The sequence below is a fragment of the Acidobacteriota bacterium genome, assembly GCA_028875575.1.
Classification (GTDB): Bacteria; Acidobacteriota; Terriglobia; order Versatilivoradales; family Versatilivoraceae; genus Versatilivorator.
In genome coordinates this window covers 37,557-62,786 of the sequence record JAPPDF010000033.1, presented here as the reverse complement: position 1 = coordinate 62,786, position 25,230 = coordinate 37,557, and the positions used below count along the sequence as shown (strand labels likewise).

Sequence of the window (25,230 nt, the reverse complement as noted above, 5' to 3'; positions counted from 1 at the left end):
ATTAAAGCGGTACGTGAGCTGGGTTCAGAACGTCGCGAGACAGTTCGGTCCCTATCTGATGTGGGCGCAGGAGATTTGAGGAGGGCTGTCCTTAGTACGAGAGGACCGGGATGGACGAACCTCTAGTGTACCAGTTGTCTCGCCAGAGGCAGTCGCTGGGTAGCTACGTTCGGTCGGGATAAACGCTGAATGCATCTAAGCGTGAAGCCCACTCCAAGATGAGATCTCCCAACCGCAAGGTAAGAAGACCCGTAGTAGACCACTACGTTGATAGGCTGGGTGTGTAAGGTCAGTAATGGCTTCAGCTAACCAGTACTAATCGGTCGTTCGGCTTGACCATCCATCTTTAACTTTAGCAATTAAACGAGCTTGCAAGGATTCCTGCAGTTGTCGATCTTGTTTTTCCGGTGATTCTAGCGAGGGGGCCACACCCGTTCCCATCCCGAACACGGAAGTTAAGCCCCTCAGCGCCGATGGTACTGCCCGGGTAACTGGGTGGGAGAGTAGGTCATCGCCGGGATTCTTAAAGCCTCGAGCCTCTCGAGGCTTTTTTTTTGGGCGAATCCAGTGTTCCGCCACGGAAACAGGGTTGTCGTCTTTCGGAGCACAACGGCGCCGGATTCCAGGAGCGATGACGAGCCAATACTCATTCACAATTCATATCGAGGAGGAGCGACGACGAAGACGGCGCCGTTGGGCCCGAACCCGCGGGGCCGGTGGAGGTTCCGGGGAGGGAGAGCACCGCGGTGCCAGTTAGCTGAGACGCAATGGGCCTCTCCTACCGCCCGTTTCCCTGTGGAACCTCCATCGGAGATGGTAATCTTATTTCTGAGACAGGAAGCAGGCCTTTTGGCCGACATCGGTTCTGGCTGCGGGAACGGCGGCCCTCCGGGAGGGAGAAATGGCACGACGATGGTTGATGGTTTCAGCGTTGATCTGGATATTGGGGAGCGGCGCCGGACCGGGAGTCGCTGCAGAGGCCTCCGGTATCCGCGATGAAATGCCTCCGGTTTCCGTGGAGGAAATCATCCGGAATTTCGCGGCCAAGGAATCCGAATTTCGACGGGCCCGGGAGAACTATACCTACCGTCAGAGCGTGAGCATCGAAGTGCTGACCCTGGAGGGGAGGAAGACAGGCCAGCGCTATTACACCTTGTCGGACATCCTGTTCGACAACCGCGGACGGCGTATCGAGAAGATCCTGAGGGCCCCCCAGAGCACCCTGCGCAGCGTCCAGCTCACCCAGGAGGACCTCGACGACATACAGAACATCTTTCCCTTTGTGCTCACCACGACCGACATCGGCAAGTACAGCCTGACCTACCTGGGCAAGGAGTTGATTGACGAGATCGATACCTATGTCTTCGAGGTCATTCCCAAGCTGATCCGTGGGAAGGAGCGTTATTTCGAAGGAAAGATCTGGGTGGATGATCAGGAACTGCAGATTGTGAAGACCGACGGGAAGACGGTCTATCGCATCACCAAGAAGAACCGGGATCAACGGTTCCCCCGCTTCGAAACCTACCGGAACATGGTGGATGAAAAGTACTGGTTTCCCGTCTACACAAAGGCGGACGACGTGCTGGAATTTCCGGGCCAACGGGTTCGGATCCGGGAGATCGTCACCTACAAGAACTACAAGCGCTTCGAAGCCGACGTGAGAATCACGAGCACCGAGGAGATCCCGGACGAGGACGAGAAAGACGAGTAAAGCGCCCCCGTTCCCTCAATTGGGGAAATCGCCGGTGAATCGCCGGCACAACTCCACGAAGGTCTTGAGCCCGAATCCGGTGGCTCCCGCCTGGTAGTACTTCCAGGCCTTGCCGGAGAGAAAGGGACCGGCAATGTCCAGGTGGGCCCAGGCCGCGCCCTCGGGAACGAACTCCTGCAGGAAGAGGCCGGCCGTGATGGCTCCTGCATACCTGCCCCCGATGTTGTTGATGTCGGCGTAGGGGGTCTTGAGAAGTTCCCGGTATTCCTCCGGCAGGGGCAGTTCCCAAAGCATCTCCCCCTGGCTCCTGCCGCAATCGATCAGGGCCCGGGTCAGGCCGGAGTCGTTGCCCATGATTCCGGCGTAGCCCGTCCCCAATGCCCGCACCACCGCGCCGGTCAGCGTGGCGATATCGACGATATGAGTCGCCCGCCATTCCCCGGCTCTCTCGAATCCGTCGATCAGGACCAGTCTTCCTTCGGCGTCGGTGTTATCCACCTGCACCGACTTGCCGTTCCTGGGGACGAAGATGTCACCCGGTCGCTGTGCCCTGGCGTCGGGCATGTTTTCGGCCGTGGGGATTACGCCCAGCACGTTGATGTCGGGCTGCAAGCGGGCGATGGCCTTCATGGCGTAGAGGACGGCGGCGCTGCCGGCCATGTCTCCCTTCATTTCCAGCATCCTGTCTCCGGGTTTCAGCGAGATCCCGCCCGTGTCGAAGGTGATCCCCTTGCCGACCAGGGCCAGCCGGACCTCGGAGTGTCGGGCCGGCCGATACTCCAGGCTGATCAGCCGCGGCGGGTGGATGCTCCCGCTTCCCACGCAGAGCAGTCCGGCATGTTTCGCCTTGCGGAGGCCGTCTTCGTCCAGCACCGAAACATCGAGTCCGTGCTCCCTGCCGATCTCCGTGGCCGAGGCGGCAATCACTTCGGGGTAGACCGCCGCCCCGGGCTCGTTCACCAGTTGGCGGGCGTCGTTCACGCACTCGGAAATCAGGACCGTCCTATCCAGGTTCGCCCGGGACTCCCTTATGCCGGCGCCGGCCACCCAAAGCGTGACCCCGACTTTTTCCCCAAAGCTGTCCTTCTCCCTTCGGTACTTGTCGAACCGGTACCCACCCAGGGCGACACCCTCCGCCACCGCGCCCAAAAACTCAGGGGCATCCTTGCCGTTCAGCAAAAAGGTCACCTGAGCCAGGTCGAGGTCACGAGCCTGATCCAGGGCCCGGGCCGCCAGGATCTTCACTTTCTCGGCAATGTCGTACGGCTTCACCAGGCTGGTGTGCTGGACCAGCACATGACGAGCCACTTCGCCGGGGCTGGCGCTGAAGTATTCTCTCTTGATCCTGCCTTCCCGATAGTCCCGTGAAAGCCTTCCCACCAGCTCTCCCAAGGTAACATCGGCAGTTCGGCTGAATTCACGTTCGTTGTCCAGCAGCACCACCAGCAGGTCGGTCGGTTTCCGTTTCGGCAAGGTCGCCTTGGCTTCGATTTTCATGAGGGTCTCCGGATAGAGATGTGCAACGGTGCCAATTCCGCTCCCCATTATCGGCATCCGCCGGGGCGCCCGCAAACAAAAAACCACTGGAGGGGTCTCGGCCTGAAAGCCTGATCCGGGTGGATCAGCGACTGCCGAAGCGCGCCGAATTTCACTGCCTTTTCAAGGGTTTTTCGCTATCATACCCGCATGCTCTCGAAACGATCTTGGGGAACCCCTGCCGCGGGGCTCCTGGCAATTGCCGCTGTCTGCCTGTGCCTTCATATCGCGCCTGCCTCCCAGGGAGCTCCGCCGGAGACATCCGGACAAGTGGACTTTCTCCGGGACATCCAACCCGTCTTTCAGCACTCCTGCATTTCGTGCCATGGCCCCGAACAACAGATGGCGGGGCTGCGGCTGGATTCCAGGTCTCTGGCGCTTGGCGGCGGGCAGTCCGGCCGGGCGATCCAGCCGGGCGATCCCGATGGGAGCCTGCTCGTACAGCGGGTGGCCGGCCTGGGCGACCAGGCGCAGATGCCCATGGGCGGCAAGCCACTCGATCCGGCAACCATCGGGCTGATCCGGGAGTGGATCGAGCAGGGCGCCGACTGGCCGGAGGCTGCCGGAGATGACGGAGCGGCAATCGAGCGCCACTGGGCTTATGTGGCTCCATCGCGGCCGGAGTTGCCCAAGGTACGGGATGCGAGCTGGGTGGCCAACCCGATCGACGCCTTTGTGCTGGACCGGATGGAAGCCCGGGGCCTGTCCCCCTCTCCCGAGGCCGACCGGGTGACTTTGCTGCGCCGCCTGAGCCTGGACCTGATCGGGCTGCCACCGACCATCGAGGAGGTAGACGCCTTTCTGGCCGACGACAGTTCGGAGGCCTACCGCAACCAGGTGGAGCGCTTGCTGGGATCCCCTCACTATGGAGAACGTTGGGGGCGCCGCTGGCTGGATGCCGCCCGTTACGCCGACTCCGACGGGTTCGAAAAGGACCTGCCCAGAATCGTCTGGTTCTATCGCGACTGGGTCATTAGGGCCCTGAACCGCGACCTGCCCTACGACCGGTTCATTGTCGAGCAGTTGGCCGGCGACATGCTCCCGGGAGCCACCCAGGACCAGATCGTGGCCACCGGTTACCTTCGAAATTCCATGATGAACCTGGAAGGGGGCATCGACCCGGAGCAGTTCCGGATGGAAGCCATGTTCGACCGCATGGAGGCGGTGGGCAAGGGTATTCTGGGCATCACCATCCAATGCGCCCAGTGCCACAACCACAAGTATGATCCCCTGACCCAGGAGGAGTACTACCAGCTCTTCGCTTTCCTGAACAACGCCCACGAGGCCCAGGTCGCCGTCTACACGCCGGAAGAGCAGCGCCAGCAGGAGACCTTGCTGCAACAGATTCGGGAGGTGGAGTTGGAGCTGCAGCAACGCCACCCCGACTGGCGAACGCGAATGGAAACGTGGGAACGCGATCTGGACCGCGACCTGCCGCAGTGGACGGTGGTGCAGCCCGAGGTGGACGATTTTTCTACGCAGGGTCAGGCGTACCTTCCATTGGAGGACGGATCTTACCTGGCTCAGGGGGCTACAGGCGGGAGCCACCGGGTAAAGATGACGATCAGGACCGACCACCGTCCCATCGCCGCCTTCCGTCTCGAGTTGATGAACGATGGCGACCTTCCCATGGGAGGGCCCGGGCGGTCCATCAACGGCACCTGCGCCCTGTCGGAATTTGAAGTGGAGGCGGCGCCCGCGGACCAACCCGACCAGATGCGCCCGGTGAAGATGGCCTCGGCCAGCGCCGATATCGTTCCCGCTCCCCTGGAGCTTGCTCCCGCTACCGAGGGCGGCGAGCCTCGGGTCATCGGACCGGTGGCTTTGGCCATCGACGGCAAGGAGGAAACCGCCTGGGGCGTGGACACCGGAACCGTCAGACGCAACCAGCCGCGAAAAGCCGTGTTCCGGGCGGAGCAGCCCATTGACCATGCCAACGGTACTCTCCTGACCTTTTATCTCACCCAGAAACACGCGGGCGGCGATGACCAGGGGACCGGAAACCGCAACCTGGGCCGCTTGCGGCTCTCCATCACCGCCGAGGCCGATGCCGATGCCGATCCCTTGCCCAAGAGGGTCCGGGAAATCCTGTCCGTCGAGCCCGCCCGGCGAACTCCGGAACAGATCGGAGAAGTCTTCAGCTACTGGCGGACCACGGTGCCCGAGTGGGACCGCTTCAATCAGCGCATCGAGGAGTTGTGGCGCCAGCACCCCACGGGGACCACTCAGTTGGTGCTTTCCGAACGCCAGAGGCTCCGGCCCACCCACGTGCTGTCTCGGGGAGATTTCCTTCGTCCGGGCAAGCGAGTCAAGCCGGGAGTTCCGGCCTTTCTGAATCCCCTGACGGAGAACGGTCCCGCCGACCGCTTGGCTTTCGCCCATTGGCTGGTGGACCGCAAGGCTCCCACGACGGCCCGCACCCTGGTCAATCGGGTCTGGCAGGGGTATTTCGGCATGGGCCTGGTGCGAAGCAGCGAAGACCTGGGAAAGCAGAGTGAGACGCCCTCTCACCCCGAGCTACTGGACTGGCTCGCAGTCGAGTTCATGGAACGGGGATGGAGCCTCAAGTCCCTGCATCGCCTCATCGTGACTTCGGCCACCTATCGCCAGTCATCCAGTGCGGCTTCCCAACAGTACCGCGAGGATCCTTACAATCGTCTGCTGGCCCGAGGCCCGCGATTTCGAGTGGACGCCGAGGTGGTCCGCGACATTGCTCTGGCCGCCAGCGGCCTGCTTAGCCCCGAGGTCGGCGGTCCCAGCGTCTACTCGCCGGCGCCCAAGTTTCTCTTCGTTCGGCCTGCCAGCTTCAGCACCAAGGTCTGGGAGGAGGCCCAGGGATGGAACCGCTACCGGCGGGGGATCTACACCTTCCGTTACCGCTCCGTTCCCTACCCCATGCTCCAGACCTTCGACGCTCCCAGCGGAGAGTCGTCCTGTGTGCGCCGGCCTCTTTCCAACACTCCCCTTCAGGCTCTGACGACTCTCAACGAACCGGTTTTTCTGGAAGCGGCTCGAGCCCTGGCATTGCGGACGCTGCGCGAGGGTGGAGACAACCGGGAGCAGCGGCTCAACTATGCCTTTCGCCGTTGCGTGGCACGGCAGCCCACCCGGGAAGAGGTCGGCCGGCTGCTGGCCTTCCTGCGTGATCAGAAGCGCCGACTGGCCGACGGATGGGCCAGCCCCTGGGATCTGGCCGGGTATAGTCCCGAAGAACGCCCGAGACTGCCGGATGGGACCACCCCGGTCCAGCTGGCCGCCTGGACAGCCCTGTCCCGCGTGCTGCTGAACCTGGATGAGACCATAAGCAAGGAATGAAAGAAGTAGGAAGTTAGAAGTGGGAAGTAGGAAGTTAGAAGTAGGAAGTAGGAAGTTAGAAGTAGGAAGTAGGAAGTTGGAAGTGGGAAGTAGGAAGTTAGAAGTAGGAAGTAGGAAGTTAGAAGTAGGAAGTAGGAAGTTGGAAGTGGGAAGTAGGAAGTTAGAAGTAGGAAGTAGGAAGTTAGAAGTAGGAAGTAGGAAGTTGGAAGTGGGAAGTAGGAAGTGAGGAAGAAGGAAGAAAGAGTAAGGAAGAAGGGTAAAGCCATGAGCAATCAGCATAGAAACGGAACTACGGATCCCCATGAGATCTCCCGTCGCTGGTTTCTGGCCCAGTGCGGTGTCGGACTGGGGTCGGTGGCCTTGGGCCACCTGCTGGGAGAAGCCGGCCTGGCCGCTGCCCGGCAGCAGCGCAGTGATCCTCTGGTTCCCAAGGCGCCCCACTACGCGCCCAAGGCCAAGAACGTCATCTTTCTCTTCATGGCGGGGGCCCCCAGCCACCTGGAACTGCTGGATCACAAGCCCGAGCTGACCCGGTTCGACGGGACCATGCCGCCCGCCGAGCTGCTCGAGGGGTATCGGGCGGCCTTCATCGACCCCCATTCCACGCTGCTGGGACCCAAGTTCAAGTACAGCCGCCACGGCCAAAGCGGTGCCGAGATATCGGAGGTGCTGCCCCACCTCGGCACTGTCGCCGACGACATTGCCATTGTAAAGTCCATGACCACCGACGCCTTCAACCACGCTCCCGGCCAGATTCTGATGAACACCGGATCCCAGCAGTTCGGCCGGCCCAGCCTGGGGTCCTGGGTCACCTACGGCCTGGGCAGCGAGTCCCGGGACCTGCCTGCCTTCGTGGTCTTCAGCTCGGGCAGCAAGGGACCCAGCGGTGGCAACGCCTGCTGGGGGAGCGGCTTCTTGCCCACCGTCCACCAGGGCGTGACTTTCCGCAGCGCCGGAGAACCCGTCCTCTATCTTTCCAACCCGAAGGGTGTCGATTCCGGCCTTCAGAAGGCGTCGCTGGACGCGGTTCGGGACCTGAACCGTATGCGGCTGCAGGCGATCGGGGACCCTGAAATCGCCACGCGCATCAACTCCTTCGAGATGGCCTTTCGCATGCAGTCCAGCGTGCCCGATCTCATGGATATCTCCACCGAACCCCAATCCATCCTGGATCTCTACGGGGCGGAACCCGGGAAGTCCTCCTACGCCAACAACTGCCTGCTGGCCAGGCGCCTGGTGGAGAGAGGCGTCCGTTTCGTGCAGCTCTTCCATGAATCCTGGGACCAGCACGCCAACCTTACCAAGCGCATTCATGAGAACTGCCGGGACACCGATCAACCCTCGGCGGCGCTGATCAAGGATCTCAAGCAACGGGGGTTGCTGGATGAGACCCTGGTGCTGTGGGGAGGCGAGTTCGGTCGCACGCCCATGGTGCAGGGACCGGAAACCGACGGCCGCGACCACCATCCCAACGCTTTCGCCATGTGGCTGGCCGGCGGGGGCGTCCGCCCCGGCACCACCTTGGGAGTGACCGACGACCTGGGCTTCAACGTGGTAAAAGACAAGGTCCACGTGCACGACCTGCACGCCACCATTCTCCATCTGCTCGGTTTCGACCACACCCGGCTGATCCATCGTTTCCAGGGTCGGGACTTCCGGCTGACGGATGTGCACGGGAATGTGGTAAGGCAGCTCCTGGCCTAGACGGTGTGGAAGCCGGGCAAATCCGGCAGCGCGGCGAAGGATTTCGAACCGCCCCTTTCCCGACCATGCCGAACAGTGGCGGCTCCCTTCCACCGTGCTTCCCCACCATCCATTGCACGCGAAACGCACACAAAGGAGATCCCATGTCGAAGGTATTTCCGGCTCTCATTGCGATGGCTCTGTCCCTAGCGGGATGCGCCGCCAATGAGCAGTCCCCTGTTTCCGAAGAAGCCGCCACGCCGGATCGCCCCCTGGAAATCTACTGGGTGGATGTCGACGGGGGAGCCGCCACACTGATCGTCACTCCCGGCGGCGAGTCCGTCCTGGTGGATGCCGGAGAGGACAGAGATAGCCACGCCGACAGGATCCATCGGGTGGCCAGCCAGGTCGCCGGCCTGACACGGATCGACCATTTCGTGGCTACTCACTGGCATGGAGATCATTACGCCGGAGCGACCCGGGTGCACCAGCGGATCCCCATCAGGAACTTCTATGATCGGGGGTTTCCCAGCGAAAGCGACTATGCCGCCAAGGGCGATTTGAAGCGGGCAAGGGAGGGGATCGCCAAGTATCGGGAAACCACCCGGGGTGGTTCCCGGACGCTCAAGCCCGGCGATGAGATTACACTGAGGCAGTCAGCGGGACTGCCGAACGTGGGGCTGTACTGCCTGGCCTCCGCCGGAGAGTTTCTGCCGGCAACCGGAAACTTCACGCGCAATCCGTTTTGCGCTGCAAGGACGTCCAAACCACCGGATGAAACCGACAATGGCCAGAGCCTGGTGTTGTTGTTGAGCTACGGCGACTTTTCGTTCCTGGACACGGGAGACCTGACCTGGGAGTTGGAAGCCGAGCTGGTCTGTCCGGTGAACCGGGTCGGCAGGGTGGATCTCTTTCAGATCAGCCACCACGGACTGGACTCCAGCAATAATCCGGTCCTGATTGAAAGCATTCGGCCGCGGGTCGTAGTCGTCAACAACGCTCCCAAAAAGGGGGCGGAGCCCGAGACCATGAAAACCCTGATGGGGGTGGAGGGGATCGAAACCATCTGGCAGGTTCATCGCAACCTTCGGACCGGTCCCGAGTTGAATACCCCGCCGCGGTTCATTGCCAACGCCGAGGGGACGGCCGGCGAGTTCATCAAGGCCACGGTCCGGGCGGATGGGACCTTTTCGGTGCAGATCGGCAAGGAAGGCACCCTCGAGAGCTACGCCGGAAATTCCTCAAAAGCAGCATCGGCCGAGAATCAGGGTTGATTTTCGCCGCGCCCGCATCCAACTGCGACCTCAAGAAAACTTCCACTGCTTCACCCTTGGGGGGTGGGCTCGTACCGCCTCCTCATTCACCTCGGTACCCCAGCCCGGTCCGCTGGGCAGATGCAGGTATCCCTCCACGATGCTGGGCCTCACGGTGACCAGGTCGTCGTACCAGGGAACCGTATCGGGGTCGATCTCCATGATCCGCACGTTGGGAGCGACCGAGCAGAAGTGCGCGCTCATCAGGGTGGCCAGGGGGCTGTAGAAGTTGTGGGGGGCCACGTTCACCTCGTGGATGTCGGCCAGGGAGGCAATCTTCAGCGATTCGGCCAATCCGTTCCAGGGGATGTCGATGATGGCCACATCCATGGACTGCTGTTCCAGGTAAGGCTTGTAGTCGCGCCTGCCGAAAAGGCATTCACCCGAGGCAAGAGGGATTCGGGTGCCGCGGCGAATCCACTGGAGCGCCTTGGGATCCCGGCTGTCGATCTCCACCCACAGCAGGTCGAAGGGCTCCATGGCTCGGGCCATCTTCAGGAAGCCCTCCGTCTTGAAGTTGAAATTCAGGTCGACCAGGATATCCATGTCGGGACCTGCGCCTTCCCTGAAGGCTTCCAGTTGGTCGCACATGGCCCGCAGGACCGACCGTTCCGCGTTCAGGGCCGGAAACTCGTCGACCAGGGAGAAGCCGGGGATGTGCAAGCGCGGTTTCCCGTCCAGCAGGAAGATGTTGGTCTTCAGAGCCGTAAATCCCGTGGCCGCCACTTCCTTGCCCACGGCCGCCACGTCAGCCAGCGTTTTTACCGGAGGAAGCCTCATCTCCTCGTGCCAGGCCACCCGGTAGGTTCCGCAATGGGACCAGTAGAGGCGAATCCTGTCTCGCACCGGTCCGCCCAGCATCTCGCAGACTGATATTCCCAGCGACTTGGCCTTGAGGTCCAGCAGCGCGTTTTCGATGGCCCCCAGGGCCTGCTGCACCAGGCCACCGCTGGCCTGGCGCCTGACGGCATAGAGCATGGCGCCGATGGCCTCGTAGGCCCGAGGGTCTCTTCCCAGCAGCGTGGGCGCCAACTGTTCAATGACGGCCGACACCCCCATTCCGCCAAAGGACTCGTTGAATTCGCTCCATCCGGTGAGACCGTCGTCGGTGGTGATCTTGAGGTAGTCGAAGTTGCGGCATCCCGCGTCGGCATGCAGGCATTCCAACCGGCTGATCTTCATGGTCTCTCCTTGTTCAAACGTTCAATAGCTAGAAAACCGGAGCTTCTTGCAATATTCGCAGCGGGGCAGGCCATCTTGTCCGCAAACCTGAGGTTCTGCCTATTTCATAATCGGGTGCGACTTGGTGAAAAATGCTGTCTAACCACAAAAAGCACAAAATTCACAAGTTGTGTTTATGTGCCTTTTGTGGCCATTCCCGGTAAACGTCGCGCTGCCGAATTTTGCAAAAGGCTTAACCGGTTTAACTGGACAGGATCCTTGTTCCCGATAGGCTCAGATGATCCGCGCGGCAGGGCACGCCGCCCGCCTTGCCTGCCATCCCCCACTCGGCTATAATCAGCCGACTTTTGAGCTACCGAACTTGCAGCGCCCGTAGCTCAGCTGGATAGAGCGTCGGCCTTCGAAGCCGCAGGTCGGGGGTTCGAATCCCTCCGGGCGCGCCAGCTCTATTGAAAAATACCGGGCGACGGAACCTCCGCCCATCCTCCCCGCCGGATCCATTGGCACGGGGCCGGAAAAAGACCGGGGGAACCGAACGTAATTGTAACCCGGCCTTCCCACTCACATCGATCGCTGCCGCGCGCGATCAGGGAACCCATGACATCTTCAGACCAACAGAACCGGCCTGCCCTGTCCCAGGACGGCGCCTGCCGCGCCTGCTTGCTTCTGGCTCTGGTTTGCATCCTTCTGATCCCGGTCTTCGTGTTCACCGGCGCGGCGCGGTTCATCGGACCGGCAGTTGTCGTGCTGTTCAGCCTGCTGGCCATTGCCGTGGGCAAGAGCCGAAAATATTCGGCCTTCGCCTTCACGCTTTGGGTGGCCGCCTTTGTTGCCGCGGCCATGTTTTATCCCGCCGCCTTTCACACCTGGTCCGGGTTCGAGCTCAGCACGCTGATGGTGCCGCTCATACAGATCATCATGTTCGGCATGGGCACCCAGCTGACTCCCGGTGACTTCCTCCGGGTGTTTTCCTTTCCCAAAGCCGTGATCATCGGTCTGGTTCTGCAGTTCTCGGTCATGCCCTTCGTGGGGAAGGGACTGGCAATGCTGACCACCACCGATCCGGAGATCGCGGCCGGCATGGTGCTGATCGGCTCCTGTCCCGGGGGAGTGGCCTCCAATGTGATGACCTTCCTGGCCAAGGGAAACGTGGCCCTTTCGGTCACCATGACCTCCTGCTCCACCCTGGCCGCTCCGCTCATGACCCCGGCCATGACCAAGCTCCTGGCCGGCACCTACGTTGAAGTAAAGTTTATCGCCATGATGGTGGCCATCATCAAGATGATCATCCTTCCGGTGGCGGGAGGGCTGGTGGCCAACGCCATCCTGACACGGCTGGGAGCCACCCGCCCCAGCCTCAAGGTGGTTTCCACCTCCATCATGAGGGCCCTGCCTTTCATCTCCATGTTCTCGATCTGCTTCATCATCGGGATCATTACCTCCCTGTCCCGCGACTCTCTGCTGGCCGGCGGCTTCGTGCTGACCATCATCGTGGCCGCGGTGATCCACAACGTTGTCGGTTATCTCTTCGGCTACGGAGGCGCCCGAGCGCTGGGCCTGGGGGAGACCGACTCCCGTACCGTGGCCATAGAAGTGGGCCTTCAGAACGGAGGCATGGCTTCGGGATTGGCGGTCAAGGTGTGGCAGAGCTCCATGGCGGCCCTGCCCTCGGCCGTTTTCGGACCCTGGATGAACATGTCAGGCGCCATGCTGGCCTCCTGGTGGTCCAGCCGGCCTCCACGGGATGAAGCAGTGACTTCAGAGCAATCCCAACCAACCGCTCCCGCCCCCGGCAGCAGCCGGGATTCCCGGGGATAGGTTTCCTCAAGTAAGTTCACGACGGACCACGAAGCCATTTGCAAGCCTCAAGTATCACTCCCCTGGAGGGAGACGGTGGGCGGCGCCCGCAGTCGAACCGGTGGGGGGGAGGGCAGCGGCGGGATCGCCAGATAGGAGATTCAGCCCGCCGTCGAGCAGGAGGGGGACCACCGCGGCGCCCCGTGAGTGGAATTCAACGGTATGTGAGCAGGGTCGTTCTGGAAACCCTGTACGTTCCGGGAGGGCAATTCCAAATCACCGCTTAGGCGGCTATAGTCGTTCATTTGTAAAACGCTACGTATAAAAGACTTCACGTGGTTCATCAACCTGGGAATGGGAGTAGCTATGCTCGACTTCCGATAGTGTAGGCCGTTACTCCCGCACCGGAAGGCTGCCGGTTTTGCTTGTTGCCTTGGCCGTTCTGATGAGGTTTCCACCTGGATTCGCCGAGACTCAGAGCATCGAGCAGTTCCGCAAGGTCGCCTGGCAGGCAGATTCCAACGCTCAAGACGTCCTTGGCCGACGGTAGGCCAACTGGGAAGGAGTTCGCGGGGACTGCAGCGAAGCCGTGGTGCGGTTCCCTTGTCTCTAATCCTGAGACATCCTCTTTTCGACCTCCAGGACCGGCAGCGTGATGAAGATGCGGGTGCCGGAGTCCATTTCCAGGGCTGCGGCGGTGAACTCTCCGTCCCCGACCGCAGTGCAACGCACCGATCCGGAAAACTCCGAGGTGTCGGCCGCGGTAAACGCCTGGTCGATCGACCAGGAGGTCTGCCCGTTGGCCGCCAGAGGAATGGAGACGGCGTCAACCAGGACGCCCTCGCGCAGCAGCTCGCAGTCCACCCGCGTCTCGGTCGATTCCAGGTTGTGAATCGCGACCCCGGTCGTGATGCCTCCCTGCCGGCGCCGCACCGGGAAGATGACATCGCTCGTGGCTGCGCTGGCTCCCACCACTGCTTGGCCAACGTGGGGGAGGTCGAACCTCAGCATCCCGCCCATGTGACCCTCCGAGAGTACTTTGACCGATCCGGTCACCACCGGCCCCCGCCCATGGGTAGAGACCGCGAGTTCTCCCAGCGGCTCCATCTCGGTCCGGACCGTCAGGCCGCCGTCCTCGGTGACCTCCAGATCCCCTCTGGTATCCACGACCGTTTCCGGAGCGATTGGATTGCCTTCCGGGTCGTAGAAGTAGATCACCGGGCGCGTCGGAGGAATGGCCGCATGGAAGGGGCTGATCCGCGGGCGGCTCGGTCGCGTCTCCAGATTCACGAACACCAGTTCGGAGAGGATTGACTCTCCGTTGGCGAAATGCGCAAAGTCGAGGGTCGTCGCCTCGGTGGCCGTGTTGGCAAAGGCCCGGTACACCTCCAGGACCGGCAAGGTGGTAAAGATGCGGGTGCCGGAGTCCATTTCCAGGGCTATGGCGCTGAACCGCGCCCTTCCCTCGGCATCGCAGCGCACCGATCCGGCAAAGTCCGAGGTATCGGCCGCGGGGAACGCCTGGTCGATCGACCAGGAGGTCTGCCCGTTGGCCGCCAGAGGAATGGAGACGGCGTCAACCAGGACGCCCTCGCGCAGCAGCTGGCAGTCCACCAGCGTCTCGGTGGATTCCAGGTTGTGAATCGCAACCCCGGTGTTGATGCCTCCCTGCTGGCGCCGCACCGGAAAGACGGCTTCGCCGAGGGGCGTGCCGGCTCTCACCACCGCTTGGCCGATGTGGGGGAGTTCAAACCTCAGCATCCCACCGAGGGGACCCTCCGAGACCACCTTGACCGACCCGGTCACCAGCGCCTCCCGGCCGTGGGTAGAGACCGTGAGTTCTCCCAGCGGCTCCATCTCGGTTCCGACTGTCAGGGCGCCGTCCTCGGCGACCTCCAGATCTTCTGCGATATCCACCACCGATTCGGCGGCAATCGGGCTGCCCTCCGTGCCGTAGAAATAGAGTGTGGGACGAACCGGCCGGGTTCCCACATTCACGAACACCAGGTCAGAGGTAATGCCCTCCCCATTGACAAAATGCGAAAAGTCCAGCACTTCCGGAGCTTTCGGTGCAGCCTCGACTCGGTTGGAAGCCGAACCACTGCCGACGCGGTTCACGGCACGCACCTCGAAGAGATAGGTGGTGCCACTGTCGAGGCCGCTGACGGTATGGGTGGTATCGGTGGAGCCGGTGGAAATCCAGGGGGGACTGCGGTCGATGCGGTACTCGTAGTCAGTGATTGCAGCGCCGCCGTCATTTTCCGGAGCTTCCCAGCTCAGCACGACCTTTCCGATCCCGCCCACCACCGTCAGGTTGCGGGGAGCCCCCGGCGCGGACGGTCCCGGTGGTGGAGGCGGAGACGGCGGAAAACGCCGGGTGGCGCAGAAGGCTCCCTGGAAATTGATCGTTGCCAGCCACGTGTGCAGCGAAGTTCCCCGCTTCACACACAGACCGGTGTTGCGGATGTCCAAGACCTGCAGCTGGGGCAGGCTCTCTAATTCCGCAGGGACCCTTCCAGTCAATCGGTTGTCGTTGAGATACAGCCCCGTGAGCTGGGTCAAGGCTCCCAGCTCGGCACCGAGCGTTCCGGTCAGTCCATTGGAGGAAAGCCGAAGTTCTTCGACGCGGCCCTCTACATCCGTGGATACACCGTACCAAGTCGATGGTCCGCCCCCGCTCAACCAGTTGGTCTTATCGGTCCAGTTGGCGCCCCCGGTCGCGTTGTAGAACACCCTCAGCGCCCCCCGTTCCTGGGCCGCAGCCAACCCGGCCGGGATCATTCCGGTCAACGGATTACCCCAGAGCGACAGTTCCACAAGTGTCGGCAAGTTCGCCAGCTCGACAGGGATCTCCCCGCTCAACTCATTGTCGTGGAGACGCAGCCTCAGGAGGTTGGCCAAGTTACCCAACGCAGAAGGGATCTCCCCCGTCAGCTGGTTCCCGTCGAGATATAGCCGCTGGAGGTTACTCAACTGCCCCAACTCGGCAGGGATCTCCCCGGTCAACTGGTTCCCGCCGAGCCCTAGGGTCTCGAGGTTGCTCAACTGCGCCAACTCGGAAGGGATATCTCCCGTTAACTGGTTCTTGTCGAGACGCAGCCATAGAAGGTCGCTCAACTGCCCCAGCTCGGCAGGGATCTCCCCCGTCAACCGGTTCTCGTCGAGATATAGCTGCTCGAGGTTGCTCAACTGCCCCAACTCGGCAGGGATCTCCCCCGTCAACTGGTTCTCGTCGAGAAACAGGGCCCCGAGGCTGAACAACTGCCCTAACTCGGCAGGGATCTTCCCCGTTAACTGGTTGTCGCGGAGAATCAGGGCCCAGAGGGTGGTCAAGTAGCCCAACTCGGCAGGAATCTCCCCGGTCAACTGGTTGGAGTAGAGGTTCAGGGACTGGAGGTTGCTCAACTGCCCCAACTCGGCAGGGATCTCCCCCGTCAACTGGTTCTGGCTGAGCCCCACTTGGCTAACACGACCGTCGCTGTCGGTGATGACCCCGTACCAACTTCCCAGCGGGTCGCTGCTCAACCAGTTGGTGTTGCCGGTCCAGTTGGCTCCCCCGGTCGCGTTGTAGAGTGCCTCCAGAGCCGCCCGGTCCTCGGCCACCGACCCCTGTGCGCGGGCGTTTCCGATGGTCAGCAGCAGCACGGCCACCAAGACGCAGACAGCGCGCCCCGGCACCATACCGGCCAGGTTCCACTGCATCGGCCGATTCCTCTGTCTACTATTCATTGCATTGCTCTGTCGATCCATACCGGTATTTCCCCGCTTTGGATATCGTCGTCTCCCTCATATTCCGATCTGCCTCAGTGCCGCACGGGAGAACACTTGTGGACCCGCTCAGCAGTTCGGTCAGGGGGACTGCAACTCAGCTGAAAACACGCTTTGATGACCCAGGACGGTTGAGACTGGAAAACCGAACGGTTTTGGCAAAAAAAGATGAAAAAAAGGAACAAACCCCAGGTGCTACCGGTTGCCGGCCCCTGAGACATCGCAACACAGTGCACATCTCTTCCTGTGTTTCGCCCGATGGTCCCTTTCGTTCCCCATCCCCGCTGAAGACCCATTCCGGTTTGAGCGCGCGGCTACCCGCTGGCCGGACGCAGGCTCTTCAGGATCGATTCAGAAAGAGCCGCCCCGGGGCAGGGGTGGTGGTGAGGGTTGTTGGGAGGAATGAAGAGGAGGGGGAATGACCCGCAGGCGGGATCCGGCTCGACTACTCGGTCGCGGGGCAGCTCATGCCGAGAATCCACCGAATCGCCGACATCAAGGCTGGTCTGGTTTTCCAGAAGCTGACCGTGTCCCGATCGAGCTCAGTCCAAACCGCCTCGATGGCCTTCCGGGAGGGATCACTGTGGAGGGAGCCTGTACTTTATCTGAGACAGCCCATGCGTGGATAGTTGCGTAGAGGTTGGGCAGGCCGCCGGGAGCAACCGGGAGCGACGTTGTGTCCTGGAATATTCTCGGGGAACTGGTGCCCAGGCGGTTGGAGCCGACCGATCCTGTGATCGTCGAGTTGCGAGAGTGGTCGCGCCTGAGCCAAGACTTGACGCAGAAGCGAGTTCGCCTGGCGAACTGGATGCGGGAGCCGTTGTGGATTGCAAAGGATGTCGGTAGCAAGTCAAGCCACAGCAGAATTTAGATAAACCACTGATAAAACAGACAGGTATAGACCCTATGGGACGACCAAAAACATCACTGGAATACGAATGACGGTGGCCTGTACGGCTACGGCAGAACCGGGATTGCTCAGCCGCCGACTTTTGCGGGTTTACTGCGCCAGCAGTTCCTCGATCAGCCTCTGGAAGGCGGGATAGGGGTGGGCTCCGGTCAGGGTTTGTCGGACCCTTAGGGTGGGTTGGGTCTTGTCCGTCAAGCCAAAGAAAAAGGAGGGGGTTCCGCGGACCCCGACCCTCTTGCCCTGACTCAGGCCGTCCCGGACCTTTTGAGCGTATTTGCCGCTTTCGACACAATCCAGCAAGGCCTGGGTGTCGAGCTTCAGGCTGCTGCCGAAAGCTTTGATCGTCGTCTGGGTGAGGGATTGGGGGTGCCGGAACAACAGGTCGTTCATTTCCCAGTACTTGCCTTGATCGCCGGCGCAGTGGGCCGCCTGGGCCGCTTTGGATGCCCCGGCGTGGGACGCCAGCGGAAAATCTGCAAAGACATACTTCACCTGGCCACTCTCGACGTAGTCCTTCACGATGCGGGGAGCGACTTGCCGGTCGTGGCGGCGGCAGAAAAAACACTGGTAGTCCGAAAACTCGATCATGGTCACCTTGGCCTCTGCGGATCCCATGAAGGGCAGGCCACGGATATTGATCTTGAGGAAGTGAGCTTGTCCGCCGCCCTGGACGGCGAGAAGGCGGCCGATCCGGGAGTTGCCGTCCCCCGGCCCTTTCCTTTCCGCCTGCGCCAGAGGGGCAGGTTCCCGGTCTTTCTGGGGTGCAGCCGTTTGCACGGCCCCCAGCACAAGGGCTACCGCCATCCAGCCGCGAAGGATACTCATGAGGTTGCTCTCACTAGTAGTCGGATTCCGGCAGAACCACCTGGCGAACCAACTCCTCCAGGGGAAGCCGGGACATGGCCCGAAGCGCGCCTCTCCAGTCGGCGCTGTTGTTCATTTGAGCGTTGAGAGCCAGGTGCCTGACAGCCGGTTCCGCCACCAGGGCCAGGGCTTCCAGGGGCAGGCCGGACCGGTCGGCCAATTCGGCCAGCGTCAGCATGAAGTGACCCAGTCGTCTGGAGAGATGGTGGGTCAGCAAGGAGTTGTTGAACTCTTCGTAGGGTGGTGGCGGGCGCCGTTTGCCATAGCTGCGGTCAGCCAACTCGGATCCGGCAAAAAATCGGTCCTGATGGGATGGAACCAGGGCTGAGGCGCGCTCCAACGCCTCCCGGACCGGCCCATTACCCAGATGCGCGGCCTGCTGTTCGTGCCACAGGCGATCCCCCAGGTAATAGAGATCGGAGGAGCTGAGCAAGGCGGATATGCCTTCCAGTTCCCGCGTGGCCACGGACTCCAGCAACTGGGCTCTCCGGGTCGGCCCCAGCAACCCCTCGACAATTCGCGCCACGTCCTGTTGCATTTCCGGCTGCAAGGCTGACCGGGCCAGGAATTCCCGCGCCAGCCGAATCTTCAATGCCACCAGGTGCATGCTGAGCGGGTTGAGGTGTGACCAGGGCAGGGATCTCACCCCGGAAAGCTGTGCGGCCGCGAATCCCTCGACCACCGGGTCCGTTCCTATGGATTCCCCGGCTTCGGCTTTGACCAGCCCGATTTCTCCCGTCAGCGTTGCAATCTGACACAACGCTCCGCGGAGGTAGTTCCCTGTCTGGCGGCGCAGCGTCTGCCGGGATGCCGCCGGCCAGTAATAGCGACCGCTGCTGCCAAGGGTGACGTGGAACTGATGCTTCCTGGTCAGCAGCGGATCTTCAGCGACCACCAGGTCCCGGGGAGAGAAGTAGTAGGCGTAGACCCATCCGACCAGGGCGTCCTTGAAACTCCCGTCGAGATGACTGACCACTTCCTGAGACAACTCGGGAACGGCATCCGAGCGGTTGCCTTTGACGACCGCATTGTTCAGTTGACGGACCCACTTTGAGGTCCGGCCCCGCTGCAGAAAGACCGCATTGCCCCGCTGCGCGTCGGTCAACTGATTCTCGAGTTGTTGCTCCAGTTCATGGAGTTCCCCCAGATTCCTCTTGAAAGCATCCAGGACGGTCTGGTCCCGATTCCCCCGGACGGCCTGGGCCGCATCGTATAGTTCCAGCAGACCGGTCAGTGAGGGGACCCGCTGCAGCCGCAGGACCTCCTCGATTCTTTTCCGATTGATCGAGCCGGCATCGATGGCTGCCGTCCGGCCGTTGGACTCGAACTCGACCTGCCTGGATCTCCCTCCGAGGGCCGCCATCAATTGCCCGTCGATGCCGGCCGGTTGCGGTCCCAGGATCTTCAAGCGCCCGGCATTGCCTTGCGGATAGGATGACGAATCGCTTTCCGCCGGCGGAGGCGGGACGGGCAAACCCTGCTCGAGACGCCGCAGGATGGCCACCGTGGCCCCGGTGAAGTCCGCCTCGGTCCTGGCGTCGGCGAATCTCTGGCTGAGAGTATCCAGAATCGAGGAAATTTCCGATTCGTCCAGAGCACGGTTTTCCGAGAGGAGCACCAGGGTCTGGAGCAATCCGTGGAACAGTCCCAGGGTGTCGTTCAGGCTGGCGAGGTCCACGTCCTCGACATTGCGGGCCGCCTGGAAGAACCGCTGGAGTTGCTGGGTGGAGGGTCGCGGCAGAGATGCCAGATAGGGGAATATCTCGCGATATTTGGGATAGCGCCTGGACAGCAGCAGGGCGGCTTCCTCTGCCATGGGCCGATCCCAGTGCCGTTCCAGGTGCACCGCCGCCAGAAAATTCTCCACCATGCTGTACTTCTTCATGCCGAACTGGTACTCCGCCAAGGGCAGTCGAAGCAGGATTTCGTCTTCGGCTTCCGGGGAGACTGTCGGGGCGGCCAGCCCCGCGGATCCGGGGATCTCATCCGGTCTGCCCGACCATCCATGGGATACGGACCAGACCCTGGCGCTACCCGGAAATCGAATCCGTCTCTCCCCGTTCAGCGGCAGTTCCCGCACCATGTTCCTGAAGGGGATGCGATGGTTGACGATGCGCCGCTTGGCTTCCTCGGAACCCGTGAAGGGAAAGGCTGCATAGAACTTGGCCAATCGCCCCGGGCTGCTGGTGAGAAAGCGCTGGTTCTCTTCGGGCAGGTTGATGAGCGTGTGATAGAAGGCCAGCGGCTTGCCGTTGTCCTGGTTGAAGAGGCGCCGAACAAAGCGCTTGGGTCTGTCGGTGCGAGCCCCCAGGAGCGACTCCCAGGCGGACGCCGCCGTGGCCCCGCCGGGCAGAAGCAGTTGTCCCTCGATGGCCGACAGGGCTGAACCGTAGGCCAGAAGGCTGTTGGGATGCACCTCCAACAGTTCCCGGCTGGTGTAGGTTTCCACCACCAGGCGCCGGGCCTCGTCGTTCATTGCCGCCAGTCCCGCGTAGAGACGGGCGGAGGGAATGTTCTCCGCGAACGCTCTCAAGAGTCCGCCGACCGGGCGATTCCCGTCAAAGAAACGCCTCAACCAGAACCTTTCTTCAAAGATGATCGGCACCCTTTGATCGCTGAACGTCAACTGGTAAGAGTCTCCGGCCTCCAGTTGCGACTTCATCTCCATTTCGTCCACGCCCAGGGCGGAAGAGAAGGTTTGCCTGAGTGCAGCCAATTCGTCGGTGCCGAGCTCCACCCGGACCCTTCCCTCGGACCGTCTGATGGTCCACCCCAGGAGTGCGAGGACCTCCCGGGTCTTCCTGAGACGCGACTCGTTCCCGGTCTCGAGCAGGATCTGAAACTCCAGCTTCTTGGAGCGGGCCTGGGAGCGCAGAGCCGCAACCGAGTTGAAGTAGTGGCGCAGGGCCTGGACGTACCCGGCCCCGGCCTTTCCATAGGTTCGGCGTATCAGGTGGGAGACGAAGTCTGATACGAAGGTTTCGGGGGGCGTGTTCTCCCGCAAGCCGGCTGCCCTCGCCAGGCCCCGCACTCCGCCGGGAACCACCAGCAGGCCCTTCTTTGGGGTTGTTTCCGCGATCGGATCGATGGCCGGAATATCCGCTCTTCCCAGTCGCTGCAGACGCGCGGACATGCTCGCGGCCCGGGCTCGATCCCCGTCCCGCAGGGCAACCAGCAGGCCTCGTTCCAGCACCCGTTCCAAGCGATCCGAACTGGCTTGCTCGGCTTCCAGGACCTCGACCAGGCTCTCATAAGCTTCGGCCGCCCGATAACCGAAGACGTCCCGAACCCGGGCCAGCCTGTCCAGGATCTCGACATTTCCGGGAAAGGTGGCGGCCGCGTTTTCGACCGCCCGTCGCATTTCCGGAATCCGGTGGCTTTGCTTCAGGAGATCGACCTGGAACTGGTGAAGATCCACCGAGCGGGGGACGACTTGCAGCCCCTGGTGCACGGAGGCCAGAGCTTCATCGATCTCACCCAGATTCATCTGAACCCGGGCCTGCCCCAAGTAGGCGCCCGGCAATCCCGGGTCGCCATTCAAGGCCTTGCGATAGAAGTCGAGCGCCTGGTCATCCAGGCTTTCCTTTTCACAGAAGTCGGCGAAACGCATCTGGAGCCCGGGCGTATTGGGGATCTTGCCGGCGGCCTCCTGCAGCACCTCCCGGGCCTGGTCTTTCCGATCCCGCGCCAGATGGATTCGAGCCAATCCAAGGTGCCCGTCTCCCAGTTCAGGCCTGAGCTCGACGGCTCTGCCGTAGGCCTTGAGAGCCTCCTCGGCCCGGCCGGACTTCTCCAGCAAACTGCCGCGACGGGCGTGGAGGTCGGCTCCCTCCGGAAAGCGCTGCAGGGCGGAACCGACTTCCTGCAGCCCCCGGGCAATCTCCCCCTGCGCCTCACGGATCCCGATGAGTTTTGCCAGCACGGCCGATCTGCCCGGATCGGCGTTCATGGCCCGCCGGTAGGCCTGCTCGCTCTGCTCCCACGCTTGAAGGTCGAAGTGGAGGTCTCCAATCTCGGTGAAGACGGAAGCGTTGCGCGGCATCAGCGAGGCCAGGGGGGTCATCAGTTGCAGGGCGGTTTTCAGCTCGCCCTGTCGGCGGTAGACTCCTGCGGCGTACCTCAGGGTGGGAGGATGAAAGGGGTTGAGGTCGAGGGCTTCCTTGAGCGAAGCCTGGAGCACTTGGCCGTTCCTTTGAGCTGCCGCCTGGCGGGCGTTGCGAAGCGCGCGCAAGAGTCGGGCGAAGTCTCCTGGCAAGACCGTGCCGCCATCCAGCGACCGGGAAAGCGCCGGGAACTCCGTCACCACCTGTCCGTCCGCCCGGTCCACCAGTCGGGCCCGGTACTGAACCACGCCCTTGGGCAGGGCGACCTCCGGCATCGGGATTTCGGTGCAGGAGGCCGGCAGCAGGGCATGGGTGAGCTCCCCAATGGTTTCTATGACGGAACCGCAGGTGGCCCGGGCGACGGTGCCCCAGACCCCTTCGCCGGCGTCGGCTTCCTCCGAGGTCCCTACGCCCTCGGACATTTCGGCGGTGGATGGCGTGCCGGGAGCTGGATCGCCGGGGATCCGCCAATAGATCAGACGGACCCTTTGCCGGCCGAATCGGTCGGCCAGATAGGCGGAACAGTAGGATCTCAACTCCGGATCGGAGATCAGCGGCTCCGGAGCGATCAGTATCAGGGTTTCCCACGGGACCGACGGCTGCGGCAGAAGCTGTCCTGCCTCCTGGTAGATGCCGACCGCCCGTTCATCCCTTCGGGCCGGCGGCTCCGTCTCGTCGTCGGTCAGGCTCTCGCTGCCGGATCTGAGCCCGGCCAGGTCGTGCGGGAGCGCTTGTGCGGAGGTTTCCCAGGAACTGACCCTGCCGTCGGCCACAACGTGAAGCCGGAATCGCCCCAGCCGGTCCTCCAGCATCGCCAGTTTCCGCGCCCTGAGCTCGACCTCCTGCCAGGCCCGCTCGGAATAGCTATCCGGCAGCACCAGAACCGAAATCCTCGCCGGGAGCTGCAGGGGCGCCGCCGTCACCACCTGAGCTCCGGCGAAGGTTTGAAACTGGTAGCGGTTTTCGTCTCCGGACAGTACCCGTGGAGACAGAAAAGACCCGGCCAGGTGCAGGGAGGCCGCCCCCCAGGCAAGCAGCAGAAGCGGAATCCAGATCAGGGGAAGCGCGACCGGCCTCACCGGGCGGAAAAGGGGAATCGTCGGCCGGTCTCGGCGAAATGGGGTCATGGGGACCGATCGGGAGACTTGGAGAGCGATAAGACCACCCATTCTAAGGAGGGGTTAGCGATTATTCAACGAAAGAATGGCCCGGCCCTGTCCCCCGCCGGGTCGCCGGGCACTTGACGAGCAAGAGCTTTCTTTCGTCCGGATTTCCAACCGGGTATTGCAGATGAGGAGGGTTGTAACGGATTTAAAAGACCGTTGCTGACCGCCTATGCTGGGCGATCCGCGTTAGTCATCGGATAAGCATAAAGGTTGAAAGAGGCAGGCTCACGATGCGGGGGTCGTCAACTCCACCGGAATAATCCTGCGTGACTAACAGGCCAAAGGTGGCGTTGTTGACTGCCTTTTCGAGAAACGACCGAATGCCCAGCGTATCCCTTAACGGATCGATCCTACGTTGATATTTAATTTCTACCGGAATGCGATGAACGCCAACGGTCAATATGAAATCCACTTCACGGTCGGTTCCTCTTTCGGGGAAGTGAGCGATGTCCAAGCCTGGAATTGTCGAGGCAACCGAGCCGAAAATACTCTCGGCCAGATGTCCGGCAACCGTAGTCAGCTCCGGGCGCTCTGCCAGAGCCTCAGGCGTCAATGGTATCTGCTCCTGTAGCCAACTGGCTCGCAACCCGTGATCTACCAGACAAAGTTTGGAACTCCCTCGCTTTCTCTTCAGCCGTATCTCGAGCGGAGGAATTAATCGGAGCAGAAGCGTCTCACCGAGAAACTTCAAATAGTGATTCACCCGCTGGCTGCCCACGTTGGCTCCGAGTGATTGTCGGGCTTCGTCGGCCAGCACCGAAACAGTCGGTGTCTGCCCGGCATAGCGGCAAGCCATGCGGAAAATTTCCTCGAGCAATTGGGCGTCTCTCTTTCGACCGCGCTGGCCCACGCGGAGATCGTGTTGGATCACGCGCTTGATAACCGTTTCGTTCAACTGGTCGGCCAGTAACGCCCACTCGTCGTCCTTCTGCTTGTGGACGATCGGATAGCCTCCCCGTTCTGAAAAATGGTGAAAGGCCTCTTTCACAAATCCGGTATTCTCTTGTCCATACTCACACAATTCCTGCCAGAACCCCTTGTTAGTCAGCTCATGCAGACCATTTTCGCGGAGGAACGGCTTTAGGGTCTCCGATTCTCGCAAGGCCGCAATTTCGGTTAATGAGAGCACTCCCGCCTCGACCGTGCTGATTCGTCCTGCCAGGCTGTCCCGACCCATTTCGATTCTCAGTGCGGAACTCCCCGTGACCACGACCTTTACGGAGGCGTTGTCCACCAATGATTTGAGTTGCGCGTCCCAATCCTCGATATTTTGCACTTCGTCGAAAAATAGATATGCCTTGTGTCCGGCTTGTGCCAGCGCGTTAAAACGGTCCTCGGCGATATTTCGTTCGAACCAGTCCGAAATGGACAAAATCGGCTCGGGTGTCTTTCGCAATGACGGCAATTCATCGAACTGAACCCGAAGGATGTTCTTGGCGGGAGTGCCTTCTTTGAGCAAGTCCGCAATCATCTGAAACTGCGCCGTGGTCTTTCCGACTTGGCGGGGGCCGCTCACCACGACAATGGGTGCGATCTCGGCCTCCAACAGACGGCGAACCCGTGCCACCAAGTGGCGACGCGTCTCGGGTTGAAGGGGCATGGGATCGCCCTCCCACCAAGGATTGTGGCGTCTCAGGGTGAGGGCCACTTGGGGCGACAGCCCGGCATCGGAAAAAAGCAAGCCCTGTGTGCCCGCCATTCTCGTCTCCCTCAACTTCTTTGCGGTCTCTACTCTTCAGGCCAAACGCACCTGTCGAAGTCTAGCATCGTCCCGTTTTCGCACCAAGCTGCAGGTCGCCCATTGGGATCAAGGCGCACTCAACCCCGACGGCTCCTGTCAGAGCCCCTTTTCGCTCCCTGCTCACGGCGACTGAATTCGTGA

Annotated in this window: 12 protein-coding genes, 1 tRNA gene and 2 rRNA genes; 9 read left to right on the top strand and 6 right to left on the bottom strand. The window is 61.8% G+C overall.

Annotation, left to right across the window (positions count from 1 at the left end):
- The 3 genes from OXI69_04420 to OXI69_04410 form a co-directional block, all read left to right on the top strand.
- A 23S ribosomal RNA gene (locus OXI69_04420) occupies nt 1-340 on the top strand; the annotation flags it as partial.
- A gap of 63 nt (nt 341-403) precedes the next feature.
- Nucleotides 404-520 (top strand): 5S ribosomal RNA (rrf, locus tag OXI69_04415).
- Nucleotides 521-901: 381 nt separating this feature from the next.
- On the top strand, nt 902-1,711 hold the full coding sequence (locus tag OXI69_04410) for a hypothetical protein (GenBank protein MDE2665372.1): 810 nt from the start codon (nt 902-904) through the stop codon (nt 1,709-1,711).
- A gap of 15 nt (nt 1,712-1,726) precedes the next feature.
- Here OXI69_04410 and OXI69_04405 read toward each other — a convergent pair whose 3' ends face one another.
- A complete protein-coding gene (locus OXI69_04405) occupies nt 1,727-3,208 on the bottom strand; it encodes a leucyl aminopeptidase (protein ID MDE2665371.1) in 1,482 nt (493 codons plus the stop codon).
- 309 nt (nt 3,209-3,517) lie between these two features.
- On the opposite strand from OXI69_04405, the gene OXI69_04400 reads away from it, so the two are divergent.
- From OXI69_04400 to OXI69_04385, 4 genes are all read left to right on the top strand, one after another.
- The gene (locus tag OXI69_04400; protein MDE2665370.1) at nt 3,518-6,562 is read left to right on the top strand and encodes a PSD1 and planctomycete cytochrome C domain-containing protein; all 3,045 of its coding nucleotides are present in this window, start codon (nt 3,518-3,520) and stop codon (nt 6,560-6,562) included.
- A 19-nt stretch (nt 6,563-6,581) separates the two neighbouring features.
- Nucleotides 6,582-6,788 carry a hypothetical protein gene (locus tag OXI69_04395; protein MDE2665369.1) on the top strand — a complete coding sequence of 69 codons (207 nt, stop codon included), beginning with the start codon at nt 6,582-6,584 and terminating at the stop codon, nt 6,786-6,788.
- Nucleotides 6,789-6,826: 38 nt separating this feature from the next.
- Nucleotides 6,827-8,266 carry a DUF1501 domain-containing protein gene (locus OXI69_04390; protein MDE2665368.1) on the top strand — a complete coding sequence of 480 codons (1,440 nt, stop codon included), beginning with the start codon at nt 6,827-6,829 and terminating at the stop codon, nt 8,264-8,266.
- 143 nt (nt 8,267-8,409) lie between these two features.
- On the top strand, nt 8,410-9,519 hold the full coding sequence (locus OXI69_04385) for an MBL fold metallo-hydrolase (GenBank protein ID MDE2665367.1): 1,110 nt from the start codon (nt 8,410-8,412) through the stop codon (nt 9,517-9,519).
- A 30-nt stretch (nt 9,520-9,549) separates the two neighbouring features.
- Here OXI69_04385 and OXI69_04380 read toward each other — a convergent pair whose 3' ends face one another.
- Entirely contained in the window at nt 9,550-10,740 is a 1,191-nt protein-coding gene (locus OXI69_04380; protein MDE2665366.1) for a mandelate racemase/muconate lactonizing enzyme family protein, read from the bottom strand.
- Nucleotides 10,741-11,106: 366 nt separating this feature from the next.
- Between OXI69_04380 and OXI69_04375 the strand changes: the two genes are divergently transcribed.
- Nucleotides 11,107-11,183, top strand: a tRNA-Arg gene (locus tag OXI69_04375).
- 154 nt (nt 11,184-11,337) lie between these two features.
- A complete protein-coding gene (locus tag OXI69_04370) occupies nt 11,338-12,558 on the top strand; it encodes a bile acid:sodium symporter family protein (GenBank protein MDE2665365.1) in 1,221 nt (406 codons plus the stop codon).
- A 588-nt stretch (nt 12,559-13,146) separates the two neighbouring features.
- Here the strand turns inward: OXI69_04370 and OXI69_04365 are convergent.
- The 4 genes from OXI69_04365 to OXI69_04350 form a co-directional block, all read right to left on the bottom strand.
- Nucleotides 13,147-16,239 (bottom strand): fibronectin type III domain-containing protein, encoded by a 3,093-nt coding sequence (locus OXI69_04365; protein ID MDE2665364.1) that lies wholly within the window; start codon nt 16,237-16,239, stop codon nt 13,147-13,149.
- Nucleotides 16,240-17,305: 1,066 nt separating this feature from the next.
- A complete protein-coding gene (locus OXI69_04360; GenBank protein ID MDE2665363.1) occupies nt 17,306-18,040 on the bottom strand; it encodes a thioredoxin domain-containing protein in 735 nt (244 codons plus the stop codon).
- A gap of 13 nt (nt 18,041-18,053) precedes the next feature.
- Nucleotides 18,054-23,309 (bottom strand): tetratricopeptide repeat protein, encoded by a 5,256-nt coding sequence (locus tag OXI69_04355; GenBank protein MDE2665362.1) that lies wholly within the window; start codon nt 23,307-23,309, stop codon nt 18,054-18,056.
- 229 nt (nt 23,310-23,538) lie between these two features.
- Nucleotides 23,539-25,047: an ATP-binding protein gene (locus OXI69_04350; protein MDE2665361.1), complete on the bottom strand. Its 1,509-nt coding sequence runs from the start codon at nt 25,045-25,047 to the stop codon at nt 23,539-23,541.
- Nucleotides 25,048-25,230 lie beyond the last annotated feature (183 nt).